Annotated in this window: 10 protein-coding genes and 1 pseudogene; 10 read left to right on the top strand and 1 reads right to left on the bottom strand. The window is 58.6% G+C overall.

Going from position 1 to position 15,018, the window contains the following annotated elements:
- The 10 genes and pseudogenes from IVA82_RS08525 to IVA82_RS08570 form a co-directional block, all read left to right on the top strand.
- A pseudogene (locus tag IVA82_RS08525) lies at window positions 1-272 on the top strand (chitooligosaccharide synthase NodC); the annotation flags it as partial.
- Between the two features lie 23 nt (window positions 273-295).
- Window positions 296-925 (top strand): nodulation methyltransferase NodS, encoded by a 630-nt coding sequence (gene nodS / locus IVA82_RS08530; RefSeq protein WP_247493237.1) that lies wholly within the window; start codon window positions 296-298, stop codon window positions 923-925.
- A gap of 11 nt (window positions 926-936) precedes the next feature.
- Window positions 937-2,649 carry a nodulation protein NodU gene (gene nodU, locus IVA82_RS08535; RefSeq protein WP_247493238.1) on the top strand — a complete coding sequence of 571 codons (1,713 nt, stop codon included), beginning with the start codon at window positions 937-939 and terminating at the stop codon, window positions 2,647-2,649.
- A gap of 4 nt (window positions 2,650-2,653) precedes the next feature.
- Complete coding sequence (gene nodI, locus IVA82_RS08540) at window positions 2,654-3,568, top strand: nodulation factor ABC transporter ATP-binding protein NodI (protein WP_247385714.1); 915 nt, start codon at window positions 2,654-2,656, stop codon at window positions 3,566-3,568.
- A gap of 3 nt (window positions 3,569-3,571) precedes the next feature.
- Window positions 3,572-4,360, top strand: coding sequence for an ABC transporter permease (locus IVA82_RS08545; protein WP_247385716.1), 789 nt, complete (start codon window positions 3,572-3,574; stop codon window positions 4,358-4,360).
- 199 nt (window positions 4,361-4,559) lie between these two features.
- On the top strand, window positions 4,560-6,572 hold the full coding sequence (locus IVA82_RS08550) for a carbamoyltransferase (RefSeq protein WP_247493239.1): 2,013 nt from the start codon (window positions 4,560-4,562) through the stop codon (window positions 6,570-6,572).
- Window positions 6,573-6,766: 194 nt separating this feature from the next.
- A complete protein-coding gene (locus IVA82_RS08555; RefSeq protein WP_247493240.1) occupies window positions 6,767-7,741 on the top strand; it encodes a nodulation protein NodZ in 975 nt (324 codons plus the stop codon).
- Between the two features lie 929 nt (window positions 7,742-8,670).
- Window positions 8,671-9,507: an SDR family oxidoreductase gene (locus IVA82_RS08560; protein ID WP_247385720.1), complete on the top strand. Its 837-nt coding sequence runs from the start codon at window positions 8,671-8,673 to the stop codon at window positions 9,505-9,507.
- 191 nt (window positions 9,508-9,698) lie between these two features.
- Complete coding sequence (nifA, locus tag IVA82_RS08565; protein WP_247493241.1) at window positions 9,699-11,522, top strand: nif-specific transcriptional activator NifA; 1,824 nt, start codon at window positions 9,699-9,701, stop codon at window positions 11,520-11,522.
- A 420-nt stretch (window positions 11,523-11,942) separates the two neighbouring features.
- On the top strand, window positions 11,943-12,809 hold the full coding sequence (locus tag IVA82_RS08570; RefSeq protein ID WP_247493242.1) for an electron transfer flavoprotein subunit beta/FixA family protein: 867 nt from the start codon (window positions 11,943-11,945) through the stop codon (window positions 12,807-12,809).
- Between the two features lie 485 nt (window positions 12,810-13,294).
- Here the strand turns inward: IVA82_RS08570 and IVA82_RS08575 are convergent, their stop codons facing one another.
- The gene (locus tag IVA82_RS08575; protein ID WP_249815174.1) at window positions 13,295-14,644 is read right to left on the bottom strand and encodes an MFS transporter; all 1,350 of its coding nucleotides are present in this window, start codon (window positions 14,642-14,644) and stop codon (window positions 13,295-13,297) included.
- Window positions 14,645-15,018: the final 374 nt, after the last annotated feature.

A 15,018-nucleotide genomic window follows, 5' to 3' on the forward strand; every position in this document is an offset into this window, starting at 1 on the left:
TCGGCTTCTCGCTCCACACCCCGATCAACATCTTCCTCCTGCTCCCGATGAAAGCCTATGCGCTCTGTACCTTGAGCAACAGCGACTGGCTCTCGCGCAAAGTAGCGAAATCATCAGAGGTCGATGAATCGAAGGCCTCGATCGAAGACGCCACAACTGGACCAAGCCTTAACCCGGCCTCGGAAACGCCTGGCTCAATTCGCGGGGCAGGTCTTTCGCGTGCTCCCTCGCAGCTGATCGCGTCTGATGGCATTGCGGCCGAGACTGACTGAGAGCTTTGTAGGGGGATTTAGTGGTGAGCGTGGACAAGACATATCAATCGTTGCAACGGGAGCTGACCAACGATGACCCGTGGCGGCTTGACGACAATCCGTTCGAACGTGAGCGTCACACCCAATTGCTACGGCTATCGCTGTCGAACGGCGCCGTCTCAACCGGCCTCGAGATCGGGTGCGCGGCCGGTGCATTCACAGAGAAGCTTGCTCCTCACTGCAAACGGCTCACGGTCATCGATGTTATGCCGCGAGCGATCGGTCGAGCGGTCCAGCGGACCAAGAGGTGGTCGCATATCAGCTGGGCGGCGACTGATATTCTGCAGTTCTCGACCGAAGAGCTGTTCGATCTGATCGTGGTCGCCGAAGTTCTCTACTATCTCGAAGACATGACACGGATGCGTACCGCAATCGACAAGATAGTGAAGATGCTTGCTCCAGGTGGGCATCTGGTCTTCGGATCTGCCCGTGATGCCACCTGCAGGCGCTGGGGGCATGTCGCTGGCGCCGAGACAGTCATCACGATGTTGACTGAAGCGCTCATTGAGGTCGAACGCGTGCAGTGCCAGGGGCAGTCGGCTGACGAAGACTGCTTGTTGGTCCGCTTTCGCAATCCGGAGCGATCTTCGATCCGTCCCAACGGCCGAGCTTGAAAGGAGCCACTATGCGTATCTGCGGTATCAAGTTGACGCATGACGGGGCAGTCGCTCTGATCGAGGACGGCCGGGTGGTGTTTTGTGTCGAACAGGAGAAGCTGAACAACAATCCGCGTTATCAAACCATTGACAACCTGGATGCCGTTGTTAGCGCCTTGGCGGAGCACGGGCTGGATCCGAGCGATGTTGATCAGTTCGTCATTGATGGCTGGGATGGAGAGTTCGAGTCGCAGTTTGAAGTCCTTAGTGGGACGACGACCATCAAGCTCAAGGGCGCGCCGTATGTCGAACGGCAAGGCGATAGCCCCCTGACGTCCCGCGATGGCATCGGCCTCATGCTTGATGGGAAGCTATATCCCTATCAAAGCTATCCCCATGTCACCGGGCACGTTGCATCCGCATACTGCGCCAGCTCGTTTGCCAAATCCGCACAATCTGCTTTCTGCTTGGTGTGGGACGGCTGCATGTTTCCACGCCTCTACTATGTCGAGCCCCATGGCATCCGATTCATCGAGTGCCTGTTTCCGATGATAGGTCACGCCTATGCGACGGCAGGACATCACTTTGGACCTTACAGGCGGGCAGACCGCACCAGCTGGGATCTCGGTATTGCCGGCAAGCTGATGGCCTATATCGCGCTGGGATCGCCCGACGAGGACTGTATTAAGACGTTTCATGAACTTTATGAGGCGCACTTTGCCGCGGATGCTGAGGGCGCTTGTCCTGAGCTTGAACAGATCAACAGCTCACAATCGCCGCTTGAAGCTCTGCACGACTTCTTCGATGCGTGCGCAATGCGATTGAAGGAAAAGCGAGCCGAAGACGTCCTTGCGTCATTTCACGTGTTTCTAGAGCGTCTGCTGGTTCGCACCATTGCTGATGTTGTGGAGCGGCATTCGGATCTTGCGGGGGCGCGTAACCTCTGCATAGCCGGCGGCTGTGGCCTGAATATTAAGTGGAATAGTGCATTTCGTGCGACCGGCCTGTTCGATGTCGTGTGGGTGCCGCCCTTTCCGAACGACAGCGGCTCAGCCATTGGTGCTGCTTGCTCTGCATTGGCGGCACAGCAAGGCTTTAGAGCTCTGGAATGGTCGGTCTACAGCGGACCGGCCGTGCGTCCCGGCGAAGTCCCGCCCGAATGGGAGGGCGCGCCCTGCACTATGGGCGAACTTGCGGCAATCCTCGCTTGCGACAAGCCCGTGGTCTTCCTTGCCGGGCGTGCCGAGCTCGGACCGCGAGCCTTGGGTGGCAGAAGCATTCTCGCGGCTGCGAGCTGGGAAGGAATGAAAGATCATCTCAACGACATCAAACTTCGTGAGCATTTCAGGCCGGTAGCGCCGATATGCCTGGAGGATCGTGCGGCGGAGATTTTTAGCCCTGGAATACCCGATCCGTACATGCTGTTCGATCACCAGACGCGACCAGAATGGCGGGACAAAATTCCCGCCGTCGTGCATCTCGATGGATCTGCTCGTCTACAGACCGTTTCCAGAACCTCGCAGCATAAGGTGGCCGAGCTTCTCGTCGAATACGAGAAGCTCACAGCCATTCCGCTGCTTTGCAATACCAGCGCCAATCTGCATGGACGCGGCTTTTTCCCGGATGCTGCCGCCGCGTGCCAGTGGGGACGCGTCGATCACGTATGGTGTGACGGCCTGCTTTGGACAAAAAAGCGCGCAAGCGAGGAAGCGGCGCGAACAACGTCCGTCGCGATGGCGTAAGCAAATGTCAACCGCGGCAGTCGACCTTTTCCAGGTGAGCAAGTTCTACGACGACAGGGTCGTCGTGGACGCTCTTTCGTTTACGGTCTCGCCGGGAGAGTGCTTCGGTCTGCTGGGACCAAACGGCGCGGGTAAAAGCACGCTCGCGCGTTTGATCCTGGGTGTTGCATCGCCCGACGCAGGTAAGATATGCGTGCTCGGCGAGCCAGTGCCGGCACGGGCGCGCTTGGCGCGGCGGGGGATCGGGGTTGTCCCACAGTTCGATAACCTTGATCTTCAGCTCACGGTGCGCGAAAACTTGCTCGTTTTCGGGCGCTACTTCGCCATGAGCGCGGCTGAGGTGAAAGCGGTCACGCCGTCACTGCTCGAATTCGCGCGCCTGGAGAACAAGGCGGATGCCCGCGTCGCCGAATTGTCCGGCGGCATGAGGCGACGCCTGACGTTGGCACGGGCCCTCATTAACGACCCGCAGCTCTTGGTGCTTGATGAGCCGACGACCGGCCTTGATCCGCACGGCCGTCACCTGATCTGGGAACGCTTGCGCTCGCTATTAGCGCGCGGCAAAACGATCCTTCTCACCACGCACTTCATGGAAGAGGCGGAGCGATTGTGCGACCGCCTGTGCGTGCTTGAGCACGGCCGTAAGATCGCCGAAGGTCAGCCTCACGCGTTGATCGAGCAGCAGATCGGCTGCCAAGTGATCGAGATTTACGGCGGTAATCCGCATGAACTGCTGCCGTTGGTCAGACCCCAAGTGCAGCGCGCTGAGGTGAGCGGGGAGACGCTCTTCTGCTATGTCACGGATCCAGAGCAGGTGCGCCTCCGACTTGCCAACCGCACGGATCTGCGCTTTCTGCAGCGTCCTCCAAATCTGGAGGATGTCTTCTTGCGGCTAACCGGGCGAGAGATAAAGGACTGAACGATGTGGCAACGTTTTGCGCCGGCGCTCCCTGCTAATCCATGGAACTGGATCGCGGTATGGCGCCGCAATTTTCTGGTCTGGCGGAAAGTCGCTCTGGCATCGATTCTTGGGAATCTGGCCGAGCCGATGAGCTCTCTGTTCGGTCTCGGTTTTGGCCTTGGAATGATCATAGGTGGTGTTGAGGGGACCTCATACATCTCGTTTCTGGCGGCTGGCATGGTCGCCACAAGCGCGATGGTCTCCGCAACCTTCGAAACGATCTATGCGGCTTACGCTCGCATGCAGACAAATTGCACGTGGGAGGCAGTGCTCTGTACGCCCCTTACGCTCGGCGACATTGTTCTCGGTGAAGTGGCATGGGCAGCGAGCAAGGCCTTGCTCGCCGGGACCGCGATCACGATTGTCGCCGTCGCGCTGGGTTACGCAGAGTGGTCATCCATCCCCTATGCGTTACCAGCCATCGCCCTCACTGGCGTTACTTTCGCGAGCCTCGCAATGGTCGTTTCAGCGCTTGCACCGAGCCACGACTATTTCATCTTCTACCAGTCGCTCATTCTCACGCCCATGATGTATTTGAGCGGGACGATCTTCCCAATGAGCCAGTTGCCCGGTTCATTTCAACGCATCGCGACCTTATTGCCGCTGACTCATTCGGTCGATCTCATTCGTCCGGCAATGCTCGGTCGGCCGGTCGACAGCGTCGGATTGCATGTGGGCGCACTTTGCATCTACGCAGCATTTCCCTTCCTCGTCTCGGCCGTGCTGCTTCGGCAGCGCCTGATGCGGTGAGAGGAACAAGACCTAACGCGAAGCATCGCGTGTGCGAGATGAGATATCGGGCGCAACGAACTTCCGATCGCGTGCGACGCTTATGCGGGTCTCGTCACGCTAGCGATGCCCGATCGGCCCCGCGGCGACGTGCGGCCTACTCCCAAAGCAAGCCATACGAAATAGGCCAACGGGCCTCTCAGGATTAACGGAGAACAAGATGCTGTGTCTAGGATTGAGTGGCGGCCTCGACAGGGTCTATGAAAACCCCCTTGGACTACCGAACACGTTTCTGCACGACGGCGCCGCGGTACTTGTCAAGGACGGGCGCGTGATCGCTGCCGTGGAAGAGGAGCGACTCAACCGGATCAAACATTCAAACAAGCTCCCGAGCAGTGCGATTGAATACTGTCTTGCAGCCGCGGGTGTGGAGCTTCGCGACGTCGATCGTATTGCCTTCTACGCTACTGAAGGCTATTGCAATGCGATGCTCGAACGGTTGTTCATCTCACAACCGGAAATCTCAATTCCGCTAGATGCGAATCTGCTGTTACGGCACCTTCTAGCCACGGAGTTCGGTACCCAAGTTGATCCTTCGCGGGTGTCATTCGTAGGCCACCATCAGGCCCACGCCGTGAGCGCTCTGGCGATGTCGGGTTTTGAAGAAAGCCTGGTCCTCGCGATCGACGGTTGTGGCGACTTCCTGTCGGGTCTCTTGGCGGTCGGGTCGGGCACCGAAATGACCGAACTTATGACGTTTCCAGAGAATAACTCTCTCGGACTGTTCTATCTGGAGACGATCCGATATCTCGGCTACGGCCTGTTCGACGAGTATAAGGTTATGGGACTGGCTCCTTACGGAGATCCCGCACGCTATCGCGAGCTCTTTTCCCAATTCTATGAGCTCTCCGCAAACGGTGGCTACCGCGTTCACCTCGACCGTATCGGTCCGGCATTGCTGCGCAATATCGAGGTCCGGCGAAAGGGAATGCCGTTCACGCAACAGCATCGAGATGTGAGCGCATCGTTGCAGGAGGCGCTGGAGCGGATCGTGTTTCACATTCTTCGGCATTACCGTGAGTCGACTGGAATGAAACGGTTGTGCCTGGCTGGCGGGGTGGCTCACAACTGCACGCTGAACGGAAAACTCCTGTATTCAGGCCTGTTCGAAGACATCTTCGTGCAGCCGGCTGCGCATGACGCCGGATGCGCATTGGGCGCGGCACTGATGGTGTCGAACGAGGCCGGGCAGCCCGCGCCCCGCGAGCGACTACAGGCGGTTTATTGGGGGCCAGATGTCGGCAGCGACGACAGCATCGAACAGGAACTGAAGGGGTGGGCCGGACACCTCGAGATTGAACGGACCGCTGACGTCGCAACCAGAGCAGCCGAGTGGATCGCTGATGGCGCCGTGATCGGGTGGGTACAGGGCCGATCGGAGTTCGGCCCTCGCGCGCTCGGCAACCGCAGTATTCTTGCAGACCCGAGGCCCGCGGCGAACAAGGACCGGATCAACGCGATGGTCAAGAAGCGCGAAAGTTATCGACCATTTGCGCCATCGGTTCTGGAGGAGGATGCGGGCGCGTTCTTTGAGTTGCCGGATGGTCGCGCAGAATATCCCTTCATGAATTTCGTCGTTCGCGTGCGCGAATCCAAGCGTGCTTTGCTGGGCGCGATCACGCATATCGATGGTACGGCTCGGCTGCAAACGGTTTCCCGCACGAACAATGCCGCCTATTGGGAACTCATCAATGCGTTCAAGAGCCGGACTGGCGTCCCGATTCTGCTTAATACGTCGTTCAACAACAATGCCGAACCGATCGTAGATTCCGTTGCCGATGCGATTACGGCGTTTTTGTCGACCGAGCTGGATGGCCTTGTGGTCGGTTCATTCCTTGTCAAGAAGCGGGCAACAACGCTCGAAAGCTGGACTGCACTCGCTGTATCACTGCCGCCCCATGTATCTCTTTACCGGGTTCGCGCTCATGCGGGCCGAGAACGCCAGGAGACAGTCTGCGAGATCCGCATGGGTCACTCCGGCCAGGACAGCGTGCGCGTCTCGCATGACCTGTTCGACATGCTGATGCAAATTGAGAAGGAAGCTGTTCTTGCCGATCTTCTCGCCAGGGTCACCTCTGACAGGACTAGGCGAGAAGCTCTCGTGAACGAACTGCGCGGGCTCTGGGATCTGCGCCGTATTCGGCTGCATCCGTCACAGACTGCGCGGTCGTAAAAGGTGAGAAATGCGGAAGAGGGCTCCTTGGACGCCTCTTGCATGACCTGCCAATCGCGGTGCCGTGGAGGAGGGTTGCGGGTTGATCGCCTTGCGTCCAGGTGACCAGCCGTCCATTGGCGTGGATCGGAATCGCAGATGAGTAAGTGCGCCACACAAAACTGATCTTACGCAACGAGAAGGGTTTGATAAACTTGACGAAGGAACGCTTTGTTATTTCTCGGAGGCGTACCGGCTTTGGTGACTGCCTCTGGTCGCTGGCGTCAGCCTGGTCGTACGCGCAGCGGACCGGACGGACGCTCGTCGTTGACTGGCGCGGTTCCTGCTACATCGACCAACCGTTCAGGAACGCCTTTCCGGTGTTCTTCGAGCCGCTTGAGGACATCGCTGGCGTCCCGGTGATTTGCGATGACCGGGTCAACCAGCTCTCGTTTCCCGGACCGTTCTTCCCGCGGTGGTGGAATAGGCCATCGATCGACTGCATCAATCGTCCGGATGAGCAGATCTTCAAAGAACGTGACGAACTGACCGAGCTGTTCCAGGCAAGAGAAGATAACGAAGCCAACACCATTGTCTGTGACGCCTGCCTGATGTGGCGTTGTGGCGAGGAAGCCGAACGACTGATCTTTCGGAACATCAAGCTCAGGTCTGAGATTCAAGCGCGGATCGACGGCTTGTATGAGGAACACTTTAGCGGCCATAGCATCATTGGCGTTCATGTTCGGCACGGCAATGGCGAAGATATCATGGAGCATGCGCCGTACTGGGCCGATTCGGAGCTCGCCCTTCGTCAGGTCTGCATGGCAATCCGTAAAGCCAAGGCTTTGCCATATCCAAAGCCTGTAAAGGTCTTCCTGTGCACGGACAGTGCACAGGTGCTCGATCGCCTATCGGGTCTGTTTCCCGATGTCTTCGCCGTACCAAAACGTTTCCAGGCCGATCGGGCAGGGCCGTTGCATAGTGCGGAAATGGGAATTGAAGGTGGAGCTTCCGCTCTCATCGACATGTATCTTCTTGCGCGATGCGCTACAGTGATCCGCTTTCCACCCACCAGCGCCTTCACGCGCTATGCCCGTCTGCTCGTGCCACGGATTATTGAATTCGACCAGAGCAATCCGGAGCACTTGGCCATGATCGATAACCCATACGAGCATTTCGCGGCTTCATGAAGCGCCAGAATGTGAGCCTGAGCAATGGCGGGCTAGATCATCGGTCTGATACTGCTGGCTTCGACACCATCGAGTTTCGGAACGTCTCGCAGGAACGGTGGATGGCGACTTCCGTCCCGCAAGCGACGGCTGACCGGCGCACTACCACGGATGCGGTGCGGTGGGAGGGCGAACGCCTGCGAAGCGTAAGGCCAATGCCGCGGGCGCCGGCGGCCTTGCCCCGCAATGCTTCGGGCCCTCCTGTGTAAGTCGAGTCGCGCGGAAAGGTTATGGTTCTGTCATCCTCCGGCCAAACCCGCCATCGCTGGCCAGACGGTGAAAAGCACGGCAATGGCGGTCCGGGTCGCCGAGGAAATCTGACGTAACAGGCAGTCACGTCAGAATGTCCCAGCAGAAAGGAGGCGCGTCCGGTAGATGGATCGCCTTTGCTGGGCAACCCTTTTGCGGTCAGCTCGTTTTCGGACGACGGCCTTGTTCATGCGCCGCTCGCAGAGTCCTTTCGGACGGAAGGCGTGATGAACCGCGCGGCCGGCGGCCCATCGATATTGCTCAAGAGCCGCATGTGGCCGCGCGTACCACGGCCGAGAGCAACTTGGACGAACTGGCCATTAAATCCTGATCTCCGCCAAAGGCAGCTAACCTATCTCGTTCAGCGCTGCATGACCCATAGACCGCTCGTGGAGGGCGACGCAGTCAGCTCGCCATGGAAACACCAGCCTCTCGGCTCGAAGGTTTAGCGCACGCAGTGGGCAGCACCCGGGAGCTCGACGACAGCCATTGCTGCGGCGTTTCTGGTGTCGAAAAGCAAACAGGCCAGATGTTCGGAACCTGCCATTTGCGTCGCAAAAGCGCGCCACCTGTGCCCTGCATCGCTCTGGCCCGGATCCTGCACCAGGTGCACAGGCGAGGGGAGCGGAAGGGAGTCGCGTGTGAATCTAGGTCTACCAGATGACAATGCGGTCGCAGCTCAATCGTCGGAAACGGACCCTCGTGGTCCAATTCACGCCGATGGAGCGGGCCGTCCGCTGCGTGAGCGGAAGACGCTGGTATTGACCGGGGCATCGCGCGGTATCGGTCGCGCCACCGGAAGATTGTTTTCGGAAGCCGGTTGGCGCATCATTTCTTGCGCGCGCCAACCATTCGACGCGGTGCGCTGCCCATGGGACTCAGAGGGGGATAGCTATATCGAAGTCGATCTGAGCGATCATCGGACGCTGCCGCGCGCGATTGCCCAGATAAAGGAGCGCCTTGCCGGCGCACCGCTGCAGGGACTGATAAACAATGCTGGAAACTCACCAAAAACGCCAAACGGTGCCCGGCTGACGTCGCTGGCGACCTCAGTCGATACCTGGATGAGCGTGTTCCACCTCAACCTGGTGGCGCCGATCCTGCTCGCTCAAGGTCTGTTCGATGAGCTAAAAGCGGCTTCGGGCTCGATCGTCAATGTGACTTCGATCGCCGGCGCGCGGGTGCATCCATTTGCAGGAACGGCATATGCGACGTCGAAAGCTGCGCTCGCTTGTCTCACGCGCGAAATGGCGCACGATTACGCCTCACATGGCATTCGCGTCAATGCGATCGCGCCCGGCGAAATCAAGACGGACATTTTGTCGCCTGACACGGAAGCGCGTCTTGTGCCAAAGATCCCACTTCGCCGGGTGGGTACACCCGAAGAGGTCGCCAAGGTCATTTTCTTCCTATGTTCAGATGCGGCAAGTTATGTCACTGGCGCCGAAGTGCCGATCAATGGCGGGCAACACTTGTGAGTGAATCCGTCCCTGGCGAACCCCGCTAACTGAGCTTCATCGATGGAAGCCATGTTGGCCGGGGCGAATCCGCGCAGCGAGTTGGAAAGAATAAAGCGACAAATCTAGTCACTGTAAGTGCTGCCGGCGTGCCATGAAGAGGCGTCATCTCTCGCCCCGCCCTGAGAACTGGATGTCAGATCGAGGCAGGCATGCAACACGAGTCCAACAAGTCCGATCGAGGTGATGGGGAGGATCAAGAAAGGAACGGAGAAGTCATTATGCTGGACAGCGTTTCCCTGCGCGAAAAACCAAACTCAACCTCCGACGCAGACCCTTCCGCTTCTATTCTGCGGTCGCAAGAGAAATCGCTAAGCACGATCTTTGAAATAGCGCACGCGCTCACCGGCCTATGCCGGCTCGAAGCCAAGCTGGCGACCGTCATCGAACGTCTGCCATCGCTTGTGCAGATGCGGCGCGGCATCGTATGTCTGTTTGATCATGACGGGGTGCCCGAGATCATCGTAGACGACGGCCGGAGCGAAGGGCGCGACGCGCGTTGCGGGGTGCGCTTGCCGCAAGGAGCAATTGATCAAATTGTGGCGACGGGGCGGCCGCTCATCGTCGAGAACGTAGCGCTGCATTCGATCTTCAGTTCTTCGGACGTCGAGATGCTAGACGCCGCCGGTAATACGCGTGTTGCGTTCATCGGCGTTCCCATAGACATTGACGAGAAAGTTGTGGGTACGCTGAGCATCGACCGCATCGCTGACAACGGGACGCATGCGCAGCTCGAGGACGACCTCCGCCTGCTGACGATGGTCGCAAGCCTTCTGGGCCAGACGGCGAAGCTGCATTGCGTTTTTGTGCGCGATCGCGGGCGGCTTATGGACGAGGAGTTCCGGCTGCAGAAGCAGCTGTCCGAGCTCAAGCCTCATGGGCGGGAGCGTAAGAAGGTCCAAGTCGATGGAATGATCGGCGACAGCCCGCCGCTGCGCGCGTTGCTTGAGAAGATCGAGCTGATCGCAAAATCGAATAGCACAGTTCTGTTGCGTGGCGAATCGGGTACCGGCAAAGAGCTGGTCGCGAAGGCTATTCACGAGCGTTCAGCGCGCGCCAAACGCCCCTTTATCAAGCTGAATTGCGCAGCCCTCACCGAGACGGTGCTGGAATCCGAATTGTTCGGTCACGAGAAGGGGGCGTTTACGGGCGCATTCAACGCGCGCAAGGGTCGCTTCGAGCTCGCCGACAAGGGAACGTTGTTTCTGGACGAGATTGGCGAGATCTCGGCGTCGTTCCAGGCGAAGCTCCTGCGCGTGCTTCAGGAGCAGGAGTTCGAGCGGGTCGGCGGCAATCAGACGATCAAAGTCGACGTCCGCGTGATTGCAGCCACGAATAAAAATCTTGAAGAGGCGGTGGCAAGGAAGGAGTTTCGTGCCGATCTCTATTATCGCATCAGCGTGGTTCCTCTGCTACTGCCGCCGCTGCGCGAAAGACGCACTGATATTCCGCTTCTCGCCGCTCGATTCTTGAAGAACTTCAACAATGAGAACGGCCGTGCTCTGGTCTTCGATTCAAGTGCGATTGACGTTCTTATGAATTGCGGATTTCCCGGTAATGTTCGCGAGCTGGAGAACTGTGTGCAGCGGACCGCGACCCTGGCGCATGGATCGTCGATCGTAAGAGAGGATTTTGCCTGCTGCCACGGGCAATGCCTGTCGGCCACGCTATGGAAGTGCGGGCCGGAGCAAGTGGCGCGACAGCCGAGCCCGATAATCTCACTCCCCGCGAGGCTGAGCATGCCGCCAACACAAGCTGTGGCACACGTTCAGCCGGTCGGTAGCGAACTGACGCCGCTAGAGCCACCCGGCCGACCTGTCATAGGTGCCGCCAAGATCACAGATCGCGAGCGCGTAGTCGCGGCGATGGAAAGGTCCGGGTGGGTACAGGCCAAGGCGGCGCGGCTGCTTGGACTGACGCCGCGCCAGATTGGCTATGCCCTGAGAAGGCACGGTATCGAGATCAAGCGCTTCTGAATAAAAAGTCGGGCTCGCGTCTCTCTCGCTCGCCCGGGCGCGGTAGGAGAACGTGCGCAAGAGGCGGTACTCTGGTCCATGAAGCGGATACGAAACCGATGTGCTCTGGTTGGGGGTGGCCATGCCGGGAAGCGTAAGCCCTCTTCGCGTCAGCCGGGTGCTGGTCATCGTCTGCTTGCAATGTATTCGCCCTATGAGAAATGATTAGGTGTCGACTAGCGCTAGATCGCGGCCGCGCCGTTTCTGCCGCGACTCAGATCAGAGAGAGATCACGTCCGCTTTGCGCAGCCCGTCGCAATCCCCACAACGGTCTCGCCGTCAGTCGCCAGCCATTGCATTCGTCCCTCATCGGCGAAATGCCTGGGGTGGTATGACAGTTGCTATTCGTGGGGAGCCTGCTCAACATCTTAGGAGAAGCATATGCACAGCATCGTCTGCATCAAACAGGTCCCCGACTCCGCACAAATCCGCGTGCATCCTGTCACGAATACGATCATGCGTCAGGGCGTGCCGACAATCATCAATCCATATGATCTGTTCGCACTGGAAGCTGCGCTCGAGCTACGAGACAAGTTCGGCGGTGAAATCACTGTTCTGACAATGGGGCCGCCGTCGGCCGAAGAATCTCTCCGAAAGGCGCTGACATTTGGTGCCGATCGTGCTGTCCTGCTCACTGATCGTAGTTTCGCGGGCTCCGATACGCTGGCGACGAGTTATGCGCTGGCGTGCGCGATTCGCAATATCGGGAAGGAATATGGCCCACCAGACGTCATATTCACTGGCAAGCAGACTATCGACGGCGATACGGCGCAGGTGGGACCTGGCATTGCGAAGAGGCTCGGGGTCCAGCAGCTTACTTATGTTTCCACAATCAAAGCGTTGGACTTCAAAGCACGCACGATCGATGCGGAACGGCGCTGCGAAGGAGGAGTCCAGGTGCTGCGTTCCAAGCTTCCTTGTCTCGTCAGCATGTTAGAGGCAAGCAATCAGATTCGCCGCGGTGCAATGATCGATGCCTTGCGAGCGGCCCGTGCCTCAATCGTAAAATGGAGCGCTCAAACTGCCGGCGTGGATGACATGGCCAAATGCGGTCTGAGGGGGTCGCCGACCGTCGTCAAGCGTGTCTTCGCGCCCTCCGCACGAGCGGAGAAGGCGACGTGGGTGGAAGCGGCCGAGCAGCCGGCGCAAGCGTTGATCGACGCCATGTTCAAGCGCAACCCTGCGCTCGAGACGGAGCTCGCACAGCTTGCGCGCGGTACCTCATCCGCGCAAACTAGCGTTGCGTGAAGTCGCGGCTGATCGAGCGGAGCCAGCGATGGCCCGGGTCGTGGTCATGCATTGGCCCGTCGTTCGGTGCACCAGGCACGATTCAAGCTTTTCGACCGCTCGCTAAGGTTTGGCGAGCTGCGATACACCGGTCCACTGGGGAATTCATGCAGCCTCAAGACGTGCCCGTTAAGTTTGCTTGGCAGCGCACGTGGAGCTCGCGCGAGGGATGTATCTCCCTCGCGCGAGCTCTGCCGTGTTTCAAGTAACCGCAAAGTGCGAGCATTATCATCGCGCCGCTCGACCACAGAACGAATCGAGCGTGGCGGTAGTGCTCAGCCATTCCCGGTCAACATCAGCGACGGCTCGTCCCGATACTGCTCGACTCGCATAGGAAGAACCGTGACCCGCAGAGTGGCACGCGGACCACCGCGAGATCACCGCAAGGACCGCCACGAACCCCGTTCAGTTCAGTCTTGGACGTGAAGGTCCCCGTGGGCGCGCTGCTAATGCGTGGTAAATTGCGCGCTTACGGCCCGGTTAGACCGCTCGGGTCGCGACAGCTTCGCAACTCTCTTGGTGTTTCCTGGATAAATCGTAAGTGCGGCGATAATGCCGAGCAAAGCTGCAAACATCAACCAGAAACCCGGTGAAGCCTTGTCGTCGGTCCGATCGATCAGCCAAGTCGATGCGAGCGGGGTAAAGGTGCCAAAGAGAGCTGCGGCGAGTGCGAAGGCCAAAGAAAAGCAGGTTGTGCGAACGTGCTTCGGCACGATTTCGACCAGAGCGCCCAACATGGCGCCGCTATAGGTGCCAAAGTAGAACGAGAACATCATCTCCACTACCAGCATCTTGCCGAAGCTTGGGTCGGTCACAAGCCAAGACAACGCCGGATATACAGTCACCAAGGCAAGGCCGGCAATGGTCAGCAGGACCGGCTTCCGACCGATTCTGTCAGAGATCGCGCCGCCAATTGGGTTCCAGATGAAGTTCGTCACGGCGACCAAAAGCGTCACCGAAAGCGTGCTCTGCGAGGACAGCTGCAATACGTGCTTGCCGAACGTAGGCGTGTACACTGTGACGAAATAGAAGGTCGTGGTCGTCAGCATCGCGATCATCATGCCGAGAATGACAATGCGCCAGTTCGCAACTGTGGAGGCAAAGACCTCGCGGGCCGTTGGGTGGGTCTTCATGACCAGAAACTCTGGAGTTTCCTCCAGCGTCCGGCGCAGGAAGAAGATAAGCGGAACGATCAAGCAGCCAAGGAAGAATGGGATCCGCCAGCCCCAGGCGGCAACCATTTCCGCCGGAAGTGCTTCGCTCAAAAAATATCCGATAAGAGCCGCGACAAAGATCGCAACCTGCTGGCTCGAGGACTGAAACGATGTGTAAAAGCCGCGGTTGCCCGGAGTGGCAATCTCGGAGAGATAGACGGAAACGCCGCCAACCTCAACGCCGGCAGAAAAGCCCTGCAACAGCCGTCCGAACAGCACGATCGCGGGTGCGGCAATGCCGATTGTTGCATAGCCGGGACAAAAGGCGATGATGACGGTGCCAATAGCCATGATCGAAAGCGTGATGATCAGGCCTTGCCGACGGCCAATCTGGTCAATGTAGGCTCCAAGCACAATCGCGCCAACAGGTCGCATCAAGGCCCCCAGCCAGAACACACCGAAAGTGTTAAGCAGTGAAGCGGTTTCGCTTCCTGATGGAAAGAACGCGTTTCCGATGGCACTGGCGTAGAACCCGAACAAGAAGAAGTCGAACTGCTCGAGGAAGTTGCCGCTCGTCGCACGTAAGATGGCGCCAATGCGCGATTTGGCATTTGACGCTTGCGCGATGGACGCTGGTGACATGGCGAGTTTCCTCTCGGTTTGAAATGGCCGGTTCCGGAGAAAATCTCACGCCAGCCGAGTGCAGTTTCATGGCCGCGAATCTGCCATCAGGGCACTATCGACCAACCCGTAAGCGCCTGACGTTTCCGGCATATTTTCGGCAATTGTCGCAAACTCGCACAGTTTTTCGGGCGTTATTCCGCTCGCGCCGCAGGAGTGACTCTCAAGCTACTGAAACCTCGGGCAATTCTCGGCGACAAGGTTGTTGTCTGTGGGGTGGCCGAATTTCTCATTGAGCGCACCGACATGCAATGAAGAGGAAGGACGAGATGCATGGCATACGAGCAGCAGGGAAGAGCTCCGTGAGATGTCGTGCTAGAACAGCTCGCGAGCCT

The organism is Bradyrhizobium sp. 142, from assembly GCF_023074015.1.
Taxonomy (GTDB): domain Bacteria; phylum Pseudomonadota; class Alphaproteobacteria; order Rhizobiales; family Xanthobacteraceae; genus Bradyrhizobium.